General features: G+C 71.5%; 16 protein-coding genes. 7 read left to right on the forward strand and 9 right to left on the reverse strand.

Going from position 1 to position 16,796, the window contains the following annotated elements; all coding sequences use genetic code 11:
• The 3 genes from H5368_RS12685 to ahpC form a co-directional block, all read right to left on the reverse strand.
• Positions 1-954 carry a LysR substrate-binding domain-containing protein gene (locus tag H5368_RS12685; RefSeq protein WP_182825149.1) on the reverse strand — a complete coding sequence of 318 codons (954 nt, stop codon included), beginning with the start codon at positions 952-954 and terminating at the stop codon, positions 1-3.
• A gap of 52 nt (positions 955-1,006) precedes the next feature.
• Positions 1,007-2,587 (reverse strand): alkyl hydroperoxide reductase subunit F, encoded by a 1,581-nt coding sequence (gene ahpF, locus H5368_RS12690; RefSeq protein ID WP_182825151.1) that lies wholly within the window; start codon positions 2,585-2,587, stop codon positions 1,007-1,009.
• Between the two features lie 153 nt (positions 2,588-2,740).
• Positions 2,741-3,304 (reverse strand): alkyl hydroperoxide reductase subunit C, encoded by a 564-nt coding sequence (gene ahpC, locus H5368_RS12695; RefSeq protein WP_182825153.1) that lies wholly within the window; start codon positions 3,302-3,304, stop codon positions 2,741-2,743.
• A 233-nt stretch (positions 3,305-3,537) separates the two neighbouring features.
• Here ahpC and prmC point away from each other — a divergent pair, with 233 nt between their 5' ends.
• Complete coding sequence (prmC, locus tag H5368_RS12700; RefSeq protein ID WP_182825155.1) at positions 3,538-4,389, forward strand: peptide chain release factor N(5)-glutamine methyltransferase; 852 nt, start codon at positions 3,538-3,540, stop codon at positions 4,387-4,389.
• Positions 4,390-4,423: 34 nt separating this feature from the next.
• The gene (gene pip, locus H5368_RS12705; RefSeq protein WP_182825157.1) at positions 4,424-5,371 is read left to right on the forward strand and encodes a prolyl aminopeptidase; all 948 of its coding nucleotides are present in this window, start codon (positions 4,424-4,426) and stop codon (positions 5,369-5,371) included.
• A gap of 12 nt (positions 5,372-5,383) precedes the next feature.
• Here the strand turns inward: pip and H5368_RS12710 are convergent, their stop codons facing one another.
• Genes H5368_RS12710 through H5368_RS12720 form a run of 3 tightly spaced genes read right to left on the reverse strand, consistent with a single transcriptional unit; the run spans position 5,384 to position 7,463 of the window.
• A complete protein-coding gene (locus tag H5368_RS12710) occupies positions 5,384-5,944 on the reverse strand; it encodes an NUDIX hydrolase (protein ID WP_182825159.1) in 561 nt (186 codons plus the stop codon).
• On the reverse strand, positions 5,941-6,912 hold the full coding sequence (locus H5368_RS12715) for a 5'-3' exonuclease H3TH domain-containing protein (RefSeq protein WP_255486550.1): 972 nt from the start codon (positions 6,910-6,912) through the stop codon (positions 5,941-5,943). The genes H5368_RS12710 and H5368_RS12715 overlap by 4 nt, the downstream gene beginning before the upstream one ends.
• Positions 6,894-7,463 carry a nitroreductase gene (locus tag H5368_RS12720; RefSeq protein WP_182825161.1) on the reverse strand — a complete coding sequence of 190 codons (570 nt, stop codon included), beginning with the start codon at positions 7,461-7,463 and terminating at the stop codon, positions 6,894-6,896. Before H5368_RS12720 ends, H5368_RS12715 begins: the two co-directional genes overlap by 19 nt.
• 101 nt (positions 7,464-7,564) lie before the next feature.
• On the opposite strand from H5368_RS12720, the gene H5368_RS12725 reads away from it, so the two are divergent.
• From H5368_RS12725 to H5368_RS12735, 3 genes are all read left to right on the forward strand, one after another.
• Positions 7,565-10,009: a DUF1631 family protein gene (locus H5368_RS12725; RefSeq protein ID WP_182825163.1), complete on the forward strand. Its 2,445-nt coding sequence runs from the start codon at positions 7,565-7,567 to the stop codon at positions 10,007-10,009.
• A gap of 99 nt (positions 10,010-10,108) precedes the next feature.
• Entirely contained in the window at positions 10,109-12,253 is a 2,145-nt protein-coding gene (locus H5368_RS12730) for a DUF1631 family protein (RefSeq protein ID WP_182825165.1), read from the forward strand.
• 100 nt (positions 12,254-12,353) lie between these two features.
• On the forward strand, positions 12,354-13,448 hold the full coding sequence (locus tag H5368_RS12735; RefSeq protein WP_182825167.1) for an NAD(P) transhydrogenase subunit alpha: 1,095 nt from the start codon (positions 12,354-12,356) through the stop codon (positions 13,446-13,448).
• Positions 13,449-13,490: 42 nt separating this feature from the next.
• Here the strand turns inward: H5368_RS12735 and H5368_RS12740 are convergent, their stop codons facing one another.
• Genes H5368_RS12740 through H5368_RS12750 form a run of 3 tightly spaced genes read right to left on the reverse strand, consistent with a single transcriptional unit; the run spans position 13,491 to position 14,893 of the window.
• Positions 13,491-13,937, reverse strand: coding sequence for a DUF3106 domain-containing protein (locus H5368_RS12740; protein WP_182825169.1), 447 nt, complete (start codon positions 13,935-13,937; stop codon positions 13,491-13,493).
• A gap of 6 nt (positions 13,938-13,943) precedes the next feature.
• Positions 13,944-14,312, reverse strand: a complete 369-nt coding sequence (locus H5368_RS12745; protein ID WP_182825171.1) for a hypothetical protein — start codon at positions 14,310-14,312, stop codon at positions 13,944-13,946.
• Positions 14,309-14,893 (reverse strand): RNA polymerase sigma factor, encoded by a 585-nt coding sequence (locus H5368_RS12750; protein ID WP_182825329.1) that lies wholly within the window; start codon positions 14,891-14,893, stop codon positions 14,309-14,311. Before H5368_RS12750 ends, H5368_RS12745 begins: the two co-directional genes overlap by 4 nt.
• A 168-nt stretch (positions 14,894-15,061) precedes the next feature.
• Here H5368_RS12750 and H5368_RS12755 point away from each other — a divergent pair, with 168 nt between their 5' ends.
• Together H5368_RS12755 and H5368_RS12760 are read left to right on the forward strand one after the other, a co-directional pair.
• On the forward strand, positions 15,062-15,373 hold the full coding sequence (locus H5368_RS12755; protein WP_182825173.1) for an NAD(P) transhydrogenase subunit alpha: 312 nt from the start codon (positions 15,062-15,064) through the stop codon (positions 15,371-15,373).
• Between the two features lie 23 nt (positions 15,374-15,396).
• Complete coding sequence (locus H5368_RS12760; protein WP_182825331.1) at positions 15,397-16,779, forward strand: NAD(P)(+) transhydrogenase (Re/Si-specific) subunit beta; 1,383 nt, start codon at positions 15,397-15,399, stop codon at positions 16,777-16,779.
• Positions 16,780-16,796 lie beyond the last annotated feature (17 nt).

Consider the following 16,796-nt stretch of genomic DNA (forward strand, 5'->3'; position numbering starts at 1 on the left):
TCAGGCGCCCGAGGCGCCCGGGGCATGCAGCGGCACGGCGGTCGCGCCGGCGGCGGGTGCAAGCAGGCCCGGCGGGAGGTCGCGCAGCACCTCGGCCAGCGCCAGCAGGAATTCGTGCATCGCCGAGCTCTTGCGCCAGACCATCGCCACGCGGCGACTCGGCGGCGGATCGCGGAAGCCGACCAGCTGGATGCTCTGCGAACGCGCCACCGGTGGCTTGACCGCCAGCGTCGGCAGCAGGGTGATGCCCACACCGGCCGCGACCATCTGTCGCAGCGTCTCGAGGCTGGTGGCCTGGAACTCGTCCTTCTCGCTGGCACCGGACAGGTGGCAGACATCCAGCGCCTGGTCACGCAGGCAGTGCCCGTCGGCGAGCAGCAGCAGGCGCTCGCCGGCGATGTCCTTCATCGCCAGTGCGTCGCGCCCGGCCAGCGCATGCGTGTCGGGCACCGCCAGCACGAACGGCTCCTCGAACAGGAATTCGACGTGCAGCTGCTCCTCATTCACCGGCAGCGCCAGCAGGGCGGCATCGAGGCGGCCCTCCTGCAGGCGCGACAGCAGCACGTCGCTCTTTTCCTCGACCAGCAGCAGCTCGAGCTGCGGGAAGCGGGCTCGGATCCCGGGCACCACGTGCGGCAGCAGGTAAGGACCCAGCGTGGGGAACAAGCCGAGGCGCACCGTGCCGGCCTCGGGGTCGCGGCTGCGCCGCGCCGACTCGCGCATCTGCTCCACGTCGGCGACGATGCGCCGCGCGCGGATGGCCACGTCGCGGCCCGCCGGGGTCAGCATGACCTTGCGCGGCGCCCGCTCCACCAGCACCACGCCCAGCTCTTCCTCGAGCTTGCGCACCTGGGTGGACAGCGTCGGCTGGCTGACGAAGCTGGCCGCCGCCGCGCGCCCGAAGTGCAGGTGTTCGGCGAGGGCGATGAAATACGTCAGGTCGCGCAGGTTCATGCTGTCCCCTCGTGGCGCGGCCGCGGCCGCGTGGCCGTGGCCGGATGTGCCCTTACGCGGCGGCGGTCTCGGCGACCGGGCTGCTGCTGCGGATCAGGTGGTCGAACGCGCCGAGCGCGGCCTTGGCGCCTTCACCCATGGCGATCACGATCTGCTTGTACGGCACCGTGGTGGCATCGCCCGCGGCGAACACGCCGGGGAGCGATGTGCGGCCCGCGGCGTCCACTTCGATCTCGCCGCGCGGCGACAGCGCCAGCGTGCCCTTGAGCCATTCGGTGTTGGGCAGCAGGCCGATCTGCACGAACACGCCCTCCAGCTCCACGCGATGGGAATCGCCGCCGGCGCGGTCGCGATAGACCAGGCCATTGACGCGGCTGCCGTCGCCGAGCACCTCGGTGGTCTGCGCGGACGTGATGATGCGGACGTTCGCCAGGCTGCGCAGCTTGCGCTGCAGCACTTCGTCCGCGCGGAGCTTGTCGTCGTATTCGATCAGCGTGACGTGGGCGACCAGGCCGGCCAGGTCGATGGCAGCTTCCACGCCCGAGTTGCCGCCGCCCACCACCGCGACGCGCTTGCCCTTGAACAGCGGGCCATCGCAGTGCGGGCAATAGGCCACGCCCTTGTTGCGGTACTGGTCCTCGCCGGGCACGCCCATCTGCCGCCAGCGCGCGCCGGTGGACAGCACCACGGTGCGGCCGCGCACCGAGGCGCCGCTGGCCAGGCTCACGGTGGTGATGCCGTCGGCGTCCTGCGACAGCGCCTCGGCGCGCTGCAGGTTCATGATGTCGACGTCGTACTGGTTCACGTGCGCCTCCAGCTGCGCCGCCAGGCGCGGACCCTCGGTCTCCTGCACGGAGATGAAGTTCTCGATCGCCATGGTGTCGAGCACCTGGCCGCCGAAGCGTTCGGCGACCACGCCGGTGTTGATGCCCTTGCGTGCGGCGTAGACCGCCGCCGCGGCGCCGGCCGGGCCACCGCCCACCACCAACACATCGAACAGGTCCTTGCCGGCGATCACGGCGGCGGCGCGCTCGGCGGCACCGGTGTCGAGCCGCGCCACGATCTGCTCCAGGCTCATGCGGCCCTGGTCGAACAGCGCGCCGTTGAGGAACACGGTCGGCACCGACATGACCTCGCGCGCGTCGACTTCCTCCTGGAACAGGGCGCCGTCGATGGCGACGTGATGGATGCCCGGATTCAGCACCGCCGCCAGGTTGAGCGCCTGCACCACGTCGGGGCAGTTCTGGCAGGACTGCGAGAAGTAGGTCTCGAAGCGGTACTCGCCCTCCAGGTTGGCAACCTGTTCGAGCAGCGCCGGGGCCGCCTTGGACGGGTGGCCGCCGGCCTGCAGCAGGGCGAGGACCAGCGAGGTGAACTCGTGGCCCATCGGCAGGCCGGCGAAGCGCAGGTCGATGTCATGCCCGGGGGAGGACACGGCGAACGAGGGCTTGCGCTGGTCGTCGTCGCGGCGGATCTCGACCGAGACCTTGTCGGACTGGGTGCGGATGTCCTCGAGCAGTTCCAGCAGCTCGGCCGACTTCGTGCCGTCGTCGACGCTGGCGACGAGCACCACCGGGCGCTGCAGGCGCTCCAGGTAGCCCTTGAGCTGGGTCTTGAGATCGTCTTCGAGCATGTCGGACTCCTGATGTTCGGCAATGCGGGGCCAGCACCCCGTCACGGACGGGGCACCACCGGCGTGGGGATGGACCGCAGGCCGCGCAGCGCACGGACTCCGGTCCAGCCCCACCCCCGCTCGCGCGGGGATGGAGTGGAGTAGTGCGGGTACTTAGATCTTGCCGACCAGGTCGAGCGACGGCTTAAGCGTCTTCTCGCCCTCCTTCCACTTGGCCGGGCACACCTCGCCCGGATGGGCGGCAACGTACTGGGCGGCCTTGACCTTGCGCAGCACTTCCAGCGCGTCACGGCCGATCCCCTCGGCGGTGATCTCGACGGACTGGATCACGCCCTGCGGGTCGATGATGAACGTGCCGCGGTCGGCCAGGCCGACGCCGGGGCGCATCACGTCGAAGTTGTTGGTGATGGTGCCGGTCGGGTCGCCGATCATCGGGTACTGGATCTTGCCGATCGCGTCCGAGGTGTCGTGCCAGGCCTTGTGCGAGAAGTGGGTGTCGGTCGACACGCTGTACACGTTCACGCCGAGCTTCTGGAACGCGTCGTAGTTGATCGCCAGGTCTTCAAGCTCGGTCGGGCAGACGAAGGTGAAGTCGGCCGGGTAGAACACCACCACCGACCACTTGCCCTTGAGATCGGTGTCGGAGACTTCGATGAACTCGCCGTTGTGGTAGGCGGTAGCCTTGAACGGCTTGATTTCTGTATTGATGACGGACATGGAATCCTCGGGGTCGGTGGGGAAGAAACCGGCGCGTGCCGGATGCGGTTAACTTTAGGCAAAACCTATCGAAAAGTGAAACTGATTGATTCTATGTAATCGATAGGTCTACGCTATCGATATGGCGCCACTCCGCGTAATTCACAAGGCAACTCATTGAAAGCGATCCAATTTTTGGTCTTCGGGGGCGGTTGCTTGGCGTGCGGGGGTCAGATTTGGCCCGGTGGCGGCGCATGACCGGCGGCCGCACCGCCGACGAGGCGCTCCGCGCGTCGCGCACCCGGATCGACCCCGATGACGCACTGACGCTGCTGCTGCACGTGCTGGGCCGCAGCCATGGCTGGCTCTACGCGCACGGCGACACACCGCTGGCGGGCGATGACGCGGCGCGCCTTGACGCGCTGGTCGCGCGCCGCGCGGCCGGTGAGCCGGTCGCCTACCTGGTGGGCCGGCGCGGATTCTGGTCGCTCGACCTCGTCGTGACCCCGGACACGCTGATCCCGCGCCCGGAGACCGAACTGCTGGTCGAACAGGCGCTGGCGCGGATACCGCCGGCCACGGCCACGCGCGTGGCGGACCTGGGCACCGGCAGCGGCGCGATCGCGTTGGCGATTGCCAGCGAGCGCCCGCAAGCCCGCGTGCTGGCCACCGATCGCAGCGCCGCGGCACTGGCGGTCGCCGGCGCCAACGCGCGCGCGCTGGGCATCGGCAACGTCGAGTTCCGCGAAGGCGACTGGTTCGCGCCATTGGCCGGCGCGTGCTTCGACCTGATCGCAAGCAATCCGCCGTATATCGCCGAGGGCGACGCGCACCTCGGCCGCGGTGACCTCCGCCACGAGCCGGCCGAGGCGCTCGCGTCCGGGCGCGACGGCCTGGATGCGATCCGCGTGATCGCCGCTGCGGCGCCCCGGCACCTCGCCAGCGGCGGCTGGCTGCTGATCGAGCACGGCTGGGACCAGGGGGCGGCGGTGGCGGCGCTGCTGCGGGCGGCGGGCTTCGCCGCGGTCGCCACGATCCCCGACCTCGAAGGCCGCGACCGCGTCACGCTGGGCCGCCGCGGCGGGGGTGACGGGGCCGCCTGCTAGACTCGGGGGCGGATTTCCAAGAGGTTTCCGCTGCATGCGCACCCTGTATCCAGAGCTCGAGCCCTACGACACCGGTCGCCTCCAGGTGGATGATCGCCACTCGCTGCATTACGAGCAGTGCGGCAACCCGGACGGCAAGCCGGTGGTGCTGCTGCACGGCGGACCCGGCGGCGGCTGCACCGACAAGATGCGCCGCTTCCACGATCCGGCGAAGTACCGCATCGTGCTCTTCGACCAGCGCGGCTCCGGGCGGTCGACGCCGCATGCCGACCTCGTCGACAACACCACCTGGCACCTCGTCGCCGACATCGAACGCCTGCGCGAGACGCTCGGCATCGAACGCTGGCAGGTCTTCGGCGGTTCCTGGGGCTCGACGCTGGCGCTGGCCTACGCACAGGCGCACTGCAAGCGGGTCACCGAGCTGGTGCTGCGCGGCATCTTCATGCTGCGCCGCTGGGAGCTGGAGTGGTTCTACCAGGAAGGCGCCTCGCGCCTGTTCCCGGAAGCCTGGCAGCGCTACATCGCCGCGATCCCCGAAAACGAGCGGGGCGATCTGATCGCCGCGTTCCACCGCCGGCTGACGTCCGATGACGCGCCCACGCGCCTGGCCGCCGCACGCGCGTGGAGCATGTGGGAAGGTGCCACCAGCTTCCTGCACGTCGACGACCGCTTCGTCGCCGACCACGAGGACGCGGAGTTCGCGCTGGCGTTCGCGCGCATCGAGAACCATTACTTCAGCAACCGCGGCTTCTTCGAGGTCGACGACCAGCTGCTGCGCGATGCCTACCGCATCGTCGACATCCCCGGCGTCATCGTGCACGGCCGCTATGACGTGGTCTGCCCGGTGCAGAACGCCTGGGACCTGCACCAGGTCTGGCCCAAGGCGGAGATGGTGGTTACCCCGGGGTCGGGGCATTCGGCGTTCGAGGCCGAGAACGTCGACGCGCTGGTGCGCGCCACCGACCGCTTCGCACAGGGCTGACGCGCGCGGCGGTCAGCGGGCCGGCGATCCGTCCGGCTCGTGGTCGATCATCCACAGCCCGGCCCAGAGCTTGAGGTCGAGCTCGTAGCCTTCGGCGTACTTCCGCATCAGCCAGGCCGGCGCGGTCGCGCGCGGGATCGCGTGCACGGTGATGTCCTCGTCGGCCACGCCGCCGCCTTCGCCGACCTTGCGCAGGTCGCGGGCGCGGGCGAAGGCGATGCGCTCGTTGCTCATGCCCGACGAAGTCGGCCCGACCAGCAGCACGTCGATGCGGCCGGCCTCCCAGCCGGTTTCCTCGATGAGTTCGCGGCGCGCGGCCGATTCGAGGGTGTCGCCCTCGAGATCGTCGCCGACCAGGCCGGCCGGCATCTCGATGGTGCGCGCGCCCAGCGGCACCCGGTACTGCTCCACGAACAGCACGTCGTCGTCGGGCGTCACCGCGATCACCAGCACCGCCAGGCCGTCCTTGCCGTGGGTGCGCTCGCAGGATTCCCAGTGGCCACGCCTGACCATGCGCAGCCAGTCGCCCTGGTAGAGGATTTCAGGGTGTTCGTCGCTTCGGGTGCCGGTCATGGCACCGATCCTACGTGCTGCGGCGCGTCCTGCGCGTCGGCCAGCCCGGCCGCGGCATGCAGCCGGCGGCGTGTCATCGGCCCGAAGCCCACGGCGTCGGCCAGCGCCACGAGGGTGCCGGCGTCGCCGTTGCCGCGCACGAACGGCGCGGTGGCGTCGTCGATCGGCGCGTCCAGCACGACCGTCGACAGCTGGCGGCACAGCAGCGCCTGTGCGCGATGCTCGCGCAGCCGGACGGCAGCCTGCGCGGCGCCGCGGAAGCGCAGGAACGCGACCTCGTCGATGCGTTCCAGCAGCGCATCGAGACTGCCGAAGTGCGCAAGCAGCACCGCCGCGGTCTTGCTGCCAATGCCGGGGACCCCGGGGATGTTGTCGACCGCGTCGCCGCTCAGCGCCAGGAAATCGGCCACCTGGTGGGCATGCACGCCCTGGCGCGCCTTCACCCCGGCCGCGCCCCAGCGCACGCCGCGCGCGAGGTCCCACTGCTCGTCGTGCGTCGCGAGCAGCTGCGAGAGGTCCTTGTCGGCGGACACGATCACGCCGCGGAAGCCCAGCGCGCGCACCTGCACCAGCGCGCTGCCGATCAGGTCGTCCGCCTCGTATTCGCGGTGCGCGAGCACCGGCAGGCCGAGCGCCACGCACAGCGACTTGCAGTAGGCGAACTGTCGCTTCAGCTCCGCCGGGGCAGGGTCGCGGTTGGCCTTGTAGGCCGGGTACAGCGCGTTGCGGAAGCAGCTGTCGAGGGCTTCGTCGAAGGCGATGGCGATGTGCCGCGGGCGCTCGCGCTCGAGCAGGTCGAGCAGGAAGCGGGCGAAGCCGTGCACGGCGTTGGTCGGCCAGCCGTCGGCGTCATGGAAGCCGTCAGCCGGCATCGAATGCCAGGCACGGAACACATACAGGCTGGCGTCCACCAGGTGCAGCGTGGGCAGTGGCGCCGGCAGCGGAACGCTCACGCCGGCGGCGACCAGTCGCCGAGCAGTGCGGCGGGGTCCGGGCGGTCCCGCTCGTTGGCCTCCTGGGTCGGCGTGCCGATGTGGATGAAGCCGGCGATGCGCTCCTGCACGCCCAGGCCGAGCAAGCGCAGCACGTCGGCGTCGTAGGCCGGCCACCCGGTCAGCCAGCAGGCGCCGAAGCCGAATGCCTGCGTGGCCTGCAGCAGCGCGAAGCACACGCTGCCCGCGGTCAGCAGGCGTTCCTGCGCCGGGATCGCGGTGTCGGCATCGTCGAACACGGCGACCACGGCCACCACCAGCGGTGCACGGGTGAAGCGCAGGCGGTCCTTTTCGACCGCGCCATCGCCGGCATCCGGACGCAATGCGAGGCCGCGCGCCGCGACCGCGTCGCCAAGCGCGATGCGCGCATCGCCGGCTATGCGAATGAAGCGGAACGGCACGCGCTTGCCGTGGTCGGGAACGCGCACGGCCGAACGCAGCATGCGCAGCAGGGTGGCGTCGTCGGGCGCCGGCTCGGCCAGGTGCCTGGACGAAACCGAGCGGCGGGCGTCGATTGCCTCGAGCATCGCGGGGATGCGTGGACTAACTGGGATTGCAGTCACAGACCTCGGGTGCTCCATTCAGGGATGGTATGCACGGGTGTCCCCCGAACACCGGCAGTGCCCCCATGATCGCAGAAGAACCCCGTCAGTTTTCCCCTCCACGCAGCCGCGCTGGCGCCTTGCGCGAGCCGGCGCGCGTGTTCGAGGCGATCAAGCGCGAGGCGGTGACCACGCTCGGCGGCGTGCTGTCCGGGTTCTGGGGCACGATCGAGGAGCAGGTGCGCCTGGAGGCGCTGGCCGGCCACGACTACAGCGGCGCGCAGGACGACCGCATGGCGGTGATGGCGCTCGGCCATCGTGCGCTGGAGCTCGCCACGCGCTATCGCGACTCGCTCGAGCGCGAGTTCGATGCATGGCGCAAGCCGCCGGTCGAGCGCGGCGGCGACAAGTCGCTGAGCCTGATGTCGGAAGGCGAGCTGGAGATCCACCTCGCCGGCCAGCACACCACCGAACTCCTCGACCACCAGTTCCTGCACCCGCTGGAACTCATGGACGAGCGCCTGCAGGCGCTGGCGACTGCGCTCGGCGTGGAGGGCAAGCGCGCGAACCCGGTGCGCCCCGAGGCCACCGTGGCGGCGTTCGTGAACCTGTTCGGCGCGGAGGACCTCACCCGCGGGCTGCGGCCGCTGGTGTTCAACCAGTTCGACAAGCGCCTGCCGGAAGTGCTGGGCGAACTGTACGAAAAACTGAACTCGATGCTCGAGGCGGCCGGCTTCGGCTATGCGCTGGCATCCGATGCGCCGGCGCGCGGTCGCGGGCGGGACACCGTGCATTCGGGCGGAAGCGCACCCGCTGCGCCCGCCGCAAGTGGGACGGACGGCGGCGGCCAATGGGTGCCCGACGGCGGCATGGTCGAGCACATGGGCAGCGCGCAGGCAGGCGGGCCGGCCGGCGGAATGGCCGCCCCGCAGCAGGGCTTTGCCGGCGGCGCGGCGGATGGTGGGGCTCACGGCGGTGGGGGATACGCGGGCGGCGGCATCGGTGCCGCGATCGCCGCCGGCGGAGGCATGCATGCGGCGATGGCCGAAGGGCGTGCGCCGCGTTATCGCGACGTGGTCCGCGAGCAGCTCCGCCACTGGCGCGCTGCCGGAAACGATTCCGACGCCTGGAGCCCCGCTGCCGGCGGTCTCGCCGAAGGCGCCGCGGCGATGGCCGCCGGCGTGCAGGTACTGCGCACCGAGGACCTGCTCAGCGTGGCGCAGATCCTGCAGGGCGACGATGCCAGCCTGTACACCGAGGCACTGGCCGCCAGCGATTCGCGCGAATTGTCGCGGGTGATCCGCGAGGCGATCCTCGGTGGCGTGCGCCAGCTCGGCTTCGATCCCGACGCCACCCATTTCAGCGTCGACGAAGAAGACGCCATCGACCTCGTCGGCATGCTGTTCAGTTCGTTGAGCGACTCCACCGAACTGGCCCAGCGCGCGCGCGACTTCTATGGCCGGCTGGTGGTGCCCTACCTGAAGGTCGCGCTGACCGACGATTCCATGTTCAACCGCCGCAGCCATCCGGCGCGGCGCCTGCTCGACGTGCTCACCGAAGCCTGCGACGGCAACGCCGGCGAGACGCCCCACGACCGCGAGACGCTGGACCGCGCCGAGCGCGCCGTCGACCGCGTGGTGGAGGAATACGACGACGACCAGGCGATCTTCGAGCTGGCCGCCAGCGAGCTGCGTGACCAGCTGGAGCAGCAGCGCCGCCGCACCGACCTGGCGGAGAAGCGCGCCGGCGAAGCCATCCACGGGCGCGAGCGGCTGCAGCAGGCGCGCGCCCATGCCGCAGACATGGTCGCGTCACGGTTGGCCGGGCGCAGGCTGACCACGCCCGTCGCGCATTTCCTCGACCGCCACTGGCGCCACCATCTCACCCAGGCCTGGCTGCGCGAAGGGCACGGCACCGATCGCCACCACCAGGCCATCGCGGTCGGTGACGCGATGGTCCAGGTCGATGCCGACGCCGCCCAGGCGCGCGGACGCGTGGTCGCCGAGCAACTGCTCGCCCTGCAGGTCCCGCTGGGCGAGTGCTATGGCAGCTGCGGCATGGATGCGACCGCCGCGCGCGATGCCATGGCGCGGATCATCGCCGCGCTGGGACTGCCGGATGCGCCGCGCAAGGTGCACCACCCGGAGCAGGCGGTCGACGAGGTCGAAGCGGCCGACGACGCGTCGCCGCTGTCCGCGCTGCACCTTGCGGGCGGCACCGACACGCTGGCCTTCGACCCCGACATCGCCGCGCGCATGCGTCGCCTGCGCGTGGGCCAGGGGCTGCGGCTGATCGAAGAGGACGGCCACGAGACCGCCGCGCGCATCGCCTGGATCAGCCCGCTGACCGGCCGTTTCCTGGTGGTCAACCGCCGCGGCGTGCGCAGGATGGTGGTGTCGCCGGAAGAACTCACCGTGCTGGTCGCGCGCGGGCGCGCCGTGATCCGTTCGGTGGACGCGCCCTTCGACCAGGCGATGAAGCAGGTCTGGCAACACCTCAACCCGCGGCAGGTGGCTCAAGCCGGCGGCTGAGTCCGGAGGTCGGCGTACGTTTCCGGTGTTGAAGCGTGTCGCAGGTCACGTTGTATCGGCTATCGTGTACGTCTCCACGCCGACCCGTGACCACCACGTATGCGAACGCCCCAAGGATCCGGCGGCGAAGCGGTTGCCGGAGCGCAGCGCGCAGCGGCCCCGCCGGCGCAACAGCTCGACGCGCTCCGCCAGGAGTTTCGCGCGCGCCTGCAGCCGTTGCTGGCCGAGGCGCAATTCGCGGCGGAAAAGGACCTCCAGCAGATGTACGCCGAGGCGCCCGACGTGGCGGTCGGCGATGCGCTGGCCAACGTGGCCATGCTGCGGCGCGATGCGCTGCGCCATGAGCGGCGCTGGCAGGCGCGGATCGACGCGGCATTCGCCGGATGGCCTGCGCGCGCGCCGACCGCCGATGGCGATCCCGCGGCCTATGCGTTGTTGTCCGAAGGTGAACTGAGTACCCAGCTGATCGGCCAGCCGGCGATCGAGGCGCTGCAACGCCGGTTCGCCGATGCGCTGTCGGTCGTCGAAAGCCGGCTGGTGTCGCTGGCCGCGCGCATGGGCGGCGATGGCCTGCCGGCCAATCCGTTCGCGCCGCCGGTGGTGGTCGATGCGTTCCTCTTGGCATTTCCGCCGATCGACTGCGAGCCGCTGCTGCGCCAGTCGCTGCTGCGCCATTACGAGCGGCTGTGCGGCACCCACCTCGGGCCGGCCTACGCCTGGCTCAACGGCGCGCTGGCCGCTGGCGGCTTCGCCATGCTCGGCGGCAGCGTGCACGCGGCCATGGTCTCGCAGCCGGTGGGTACCGCCGAAGGGGCGTCATGGCGCGGGCGCGATGGCCTGGCGCCACGCGGACCCGATGACGGCACCGCCACGCCGGCCAACCGTGGCGGCGACGCCATTGCGATGCGCGGAACCCTGTTGCGCGCGCTGGTGCGCGCGCGACGACCGGCGCGGGCGGCCGACGACACCCGCCGCGCGTTCGGCGACCGCGAGTTCCTGGCGGTGCTGTCCCTGTTGCAGGGCAGCGAGACGCCGACGCGCTGGCCACCCGCCGATCCGGCGCCGTTCGCGCTGCAGCTGCGCCGCGCCATGCTGGCCGGTGCCTCCGGCCTGGGCATGGGCGTGGACGCGGCGCTGCCGTCGGCGGCGCAGGACGACGCGCTCGACATCACCGCGCTGCTGTTCGACGCGCTGCGCGCATCGGCGTGCCTCGCTCCCGGCGCCGAGGCGCGCCTCACGCGCCTGGCCTGGCCGTGGATACGGCTGGTGCTGGACGATCCGCAGCTGTTCGACACCGAGGCGCATCCTGCAGTGCGCGCGCTGGCCACCATCGTGACGCTGTGGGATGGCAACCCGGGCAGCGGCGACGACGCGGTGTTGCATGCGCTGGCGGATGCCGCGGCGGACGCGATCGCCAACGGCTACCAGGGCGAAGCCGCCGTCATTGAGCGCGCGCTGGGCGAGCTCGATGCCGGCAGCGCGCCGATGCTGCGCCGCGCCGCCATCAGCGAGCGGCGCGCATGGCAGGCGCTCGACGGCAGCGAACGCCTCGAGGCCGCGCGCCGCTTCGCCGACGAGACGCTGGTGGCACGCATCGGTGATCGTGCCGTGCTGCCGGTGGTCGGGGCGTTCCTCGCCGGGCCGTGGCGTGGGGCGCTGGTCCAGGCGCGGCTGCGCGAAGGCACCGGGTCGGCCCGCCACCAGGAACTGCTGGAACTGGCCGATGGCATGCTCCGGCTCGACGCCGATGCCGCGCGTGCGCGCGGTGCCGCCGTGGCTGACGGCCTGCTCGCCCTGGAAGCGCCGCTGCGCGCCTGCCTGGGCACCCTGGGCGAGGACGGCGGGGCCATCGACATGCTGCTGGTGTCGCTTGCCGCGGGGCTCGCGCTTCCGGATGCACCACGCGCCAGGCCCGAAGCCGCCCCGCTGGTCGCCGACAGCGACGCCGATGCCGGACAGGCGGATGACGCGGCGCCCGGGTCCGCACCTGGATTCCTGACCGGCGCGGCTCCGGAGGTCGGCGCCGTGCTGGTCGCGCGCGACCAGCACGGCGCGACGCGCCACCTGCGCCTGGCGTGGCGCAGCCCGCTCACCGGCCGCTGCCTGCTGGTCACCCGCCAGGGCGCGCGCCACGCCGTGCTTTCGCCATCGAGCATGGCCGCGGCGCTTGCCAGCGGCGAACTCGTTGCACGCGCCGGCCCCGATCCGGTCGAAGCCGCCCTCCGCGGCATCCTCGGGGCGTAAGCGCGCCAGGCCTCCTGCGCGACTCCACGCGCGTCCGCCGCGCGTCGCACGGCAGCGGTGCATTCGCTAGGATGGCCGCTGCGCATCCGGGGGAGCAGGCATGGCAGTCAAGATCGGCATTGCACGCGAGTCCGCGCCTGCTGAACGGCGCGTGGCGCTTACTCCAGAGACCTGCAGGAAGCTGGTCGCCGCCGGCGCGAGCGTGCTCGTCGAACGCGGGCTGGGCACGCGCGCGCATTTCAGCGATGCCGCGTACGCCGACGCGGGCGCGACCCTGGTCGACGACGGCGCCGCGGCGCTGGCCGATGCCGACCTGGTGTTGTGCGTGCAGGCGCCGCCACCCGCGGTGCTGGCGACGCTGAAGCGGGGAGCCGCGATCATCGGCCAGATGCAACCCGAGGCCGAACCGGCGCGCGCCGAGGCGATCCGCGCCGCCGGCCTGCTGGCATTTCCACTCGAGCGCCTGCCGCGCACCACCCGCGCCCAGGCGATGGACGTGCTCAGCTCGCAGGCCGGCATGGCCGGCTACAAGGCCGTGCTGCTGGGCGCGCAGCTGGCGCCACGCTTCTTCCCGATGCTGACCACTGCCGCCGGCACCATCCGCCCCTCGAAGGTGCTGGTGGTCGGTGCCGGCGTGGCCGGCCTGCAGGCAGTCGCCACCGCACGGCGCCTGGGCGCGCAGGTCGAGTGTTTCGACGTACGCCCGGAAACCCGCGAGCAGATCGAATCGCTCGGCGGCCGGTTCCTCGATCTTGGCGTGAGCGCGGCGGGCGAGGGCGGCTACGCGCGCCAGCTCACCGAAGACGAGCGCGCTGAACAGCAGCGCAGGCTCGGCGAACACCTGAAGACCATCGACGTGGTGGTCTGCACCGCGGCGGTGCCCGGGCGACCGGCACCGCGGATCATCAGCGCGGTGATGGTGGCCGGCATGCGCGCCGGCAGCGTGATCGTCGACCTGGCGGCCGAGACGGGTGGCAACTGCGAGTCGACCCAGCCGGGCCGGACGGTCGACGTCGATGGCGTGACCGTCGCGGGCCCGCTGGACCTGGCCAGCAGCGGCGCAGTGCACGCCAGCGAGATGTTCGCGCGCAACGTCTTCAATTTCGCCTCGCTGCTGCTGCGCGACGGCGCGCTGGTGTTCGACTGGAGCGACGAGCTGCTGGCAAAGACTGCCTGGCCGCCGCGCGAGGCCTGAGCGCGGCGCGCGCCGGAGCGCACGCGCGCTGGCCCGCGACGCTCAGCGCCGGGGCGCGGGCGACCGCTCGGCCGGCGGGTTCTCGGCGACCCAGGCGCGGCGCTGCTCCGCCGTCATTGCCTTCCAGCGCTCGCGCAGGGCGCGACGCTCGGCCTCGGGCAACGTGCGCAGCTTGCCGTACAGCGCCCGCGTTTCGGCCTGTTCCGCCGGGCTCATGCCGTGCCAGCGATCGGCGCCGTGGCGCGCGCGCTCGCGCTGCTCCGGGGTCATCTGCTGCCAGCGCCGCGCGTGGGCCAGCATCCTGGCGCGGCGTTCCGGCTTGTCGTCCCAGCGCTGCTTCAACGGTGCCAGCAGGGTTTCGCGCTGTTCGCTGTCGAGCTGGTCCCAGCCCGGGAGCGGTTCGCTCCTTGGCGGTGCCTGCGCGGCCACGGGCAGGGCGAGCGCCAGCACGAGCGGCAGCAGCAGGGCGGTAAGGCGTCGGATGTGCATGTGGTCTTACTCCATCGCCAGCGGCAGGGCGTCCTGGGACGCCAGCCACAGGAACAGGTCGGGGTCTTCGTCGAGGGTGGCGAAGGCTTCATACGGTTCGCCGCCGGCGTCGGCGCCAGCGGTCGTGGCAAGGGTCGCGGCGCCGGTCACGGCCTGCTCGCTTCCCGGCTGGCGCAGGCCGACGGCGAGCGCGAACACCGCCGTGCAGGCCGCCGCCAGCGACCAGCCTGCGATCCGCGCGCCGCGCGCGGGCGCCGGCGACAGGCCGCGGGCACGGCGGATGCGCAGCTGTTCCAGGGTGCGCGTCGGCACCTGTTGCACGGCCTGCGCATGCAGCGTGCGCACCTTGCGGTCGAAATCGTCTTGGGTGGTCATCGGAAATCCTCCAGTCGCTTCTGCAGCGCGCCACGTGCGCGCGACAGGTGTGTCTTGACCGAGCCCTCGCCGCAGCCCATGACGCGCGCGGTCGTCGCGACGTCGAGCTCCTCCAGCACGCGAAGGGTGAAGGCCTCGCGCTGGCGCCGCGGGAGTTCGCGCAACGCCGCCGCGAACACCCCGTAGGCCTCGCGGCCATCGTGGCTGCGCGACGGGCCGGGGCCGTCGTCGGCCCATTCCACGCCGGCGTCCTGGCGCTCGTCCGCCGAGGTCAGCCAGCCCAGCCGGAACGTGCGCCGACGCTGCGCGTCGACGATCCGGCTGCGCAGGATGGTCCAGAACAGCGGTGTCCATTCCGCCGCCGGACGCTCGCGGTAGCCGAGCATCTTCACCATGGCGTCCTGCAGCACGTCCATGGCGTCGTCGCGGTGGCGCAGGCCGGCCTCGGCAAAGCGGAACGCGCGCGGGGCGATGGCGTCGAGGAAGTGCTCGAGCGTCTCCGCCGGCGGCACGGGCGCGGCAACGGCGGCGTGCGCGGCGGCGGCAGGCATGTCGGCGGGATGGCCCATGCCGTCCAGCATAGCCAGCACGCCAGGCGCGCGGTGTTGCTGCATGCCGCCATCCATTCCACGCCTCCCGGTTCGGGTCCGGGGTGGTCAACGCGTCGCGACGCCCGCGGTTGACAGCGGCGTCGCGCCCGCCGCCACGGCGGTTATGATCGGGCGCAGGGCAGCCTGGGGGAAAAGCGGATGAGCGACGGTTTCGTGGCCTTGTACATCTTCATGCTGGCGGCGATCGCCGGCAACGTGATCATCTCGCGGGTGCCGGTGATCCTGCACACGCCGCTGATGTCCGGCAGCAACTTCATCCACGGCATCGTGCTGATCGGCGCCATGCTGGTGCTGGGCCATGCCGACACCACGCTGGAAAAGGCGATCGGGTTCGTCGCGGTGCTGCTGGGCGCCGGCAACGCGGCCGGCGGCTACATCGTCACCGAGCGCATGCTGGACATGTTCAAGCCGAGCGCCAAGCCTGCCGCCAAGCCAGGCGCCGCGCCGTGACCTGGGACCTCGCGGATGTGCTGATGCTGCTGGTCAAGGCCAGCTACCTGGTGGCCGCCACCCTGTTCCTGCTCGGTCTGCAGCGCATGGCGTCGCCGCGCACCGCGCGCAGCGGCATCCGCTGGGCCGGGCTGGGCATGGTGATCGCGACCGTCGCCACGCTGTTCATGCCGGGGCTGCAGAACATCGGCCTGATCGTGCTGGCCACGGTCATCGGCATCGCGTCGACCTGGGTGTGGGGCAAGAAGGTGGCGATCACCGACATGCCGCAGATGGTCGCCCTGTTCAACGGCATGGGTGGCGGTTCGGCCGCGGCCATCGGCGCCGTGGAATTGCTGCGCTTCTCCGGAGCGGGTCCTGACGCCACGCCGCCGATGACCGCGCTGGTACTCGGCACGCTGGGCGCGCTGATCGGCGCGGTGTCGCTGTCGGGCTCGGTCATCGCCTGGGCCAAGCTCGACGGGCGCATGGACCGGCGCTTCACGTTCCCGGGCCAGCAGGTGTTCAACGCGCTCGTGTTCCTGGCTGCCGTGGTGCTGGGCGCGATGGCCATCCACACCCTCGACGTGCCGGTGATCGTCGCGTTCTTCATCGTCGCGCTGGCCCTGGGCGTGCTGATGACGCTGCCCATCGGTGGCGCCGACATGCCGGTGGTGATCTCGCTGTACAACGCGCTGACCGGCCTTGCGGTGGCCTTCGAAGGCTATGTGCTCGGCAACGAGGCGCTGATCATCGCCGGCATGATGGTCGGCGCCGCAGGCCTGCTGCTGACGCGGCTGATGGCCAAGGCCATGAACCGCTCGATCGCCAGCGTCCTGTTCTCGAGCTTTGGTGCCACGGGGGAGGCGCAGGAGATCACCGGCGCGCAGAAGCCGATCGAGGCCGCGGACGTCGCGGCGATGATGGCCTACGCCGAACGCGTGGTGATCGTGCCGGGTTACGGCATGGCCGTGGCGCAGGCGCAGCACAAGATCTGGGAGCTCAGCCAGCGGCTGATCGAGCGCGGGGTGAAGGTCCGCTTCGCCATCCACCCCGTCGCCGGGCGCATGCCGGGGCACATGAACGTGCTGCTGGCCGAAGCCGGCGTGCCCTACGACCTGATCGTCGACATGGACGACATCAATCCCGAGTTCCCCAACACCGACGTGTCGCTGGTGATCGGCGCCAACGACGTGGTCAACCCGGTGGCCCGGACCGATCCGGCCAGCCCGATCTACGGCATGCCGGTGCTCGACGTGGTCGACTCGAAGAACACCATCGTGATCAAGCGCGGCAAGGGCACGGGCTTTGCCGGCATCGAGAACGCGCTGTTCTACGCCGACAACACGCGCATGCTCTATGGCGATGGCGCGGAAGTGGCCAGCGCGCTGGTCGCGGAGCTCAAGGCGCTCGACGGCGGGCACTGAAGCGCGCCTCCGCCCCC

It is taken from the genome of Luteimonas sp. MC1782 (genome assembly GCF_014164605.1).
Lineage (GTDB): Bacteria > Pseudomonadota > Gammaproteobacteria > Xanthomonadales > Xanthomonadaceae > Luteimonas.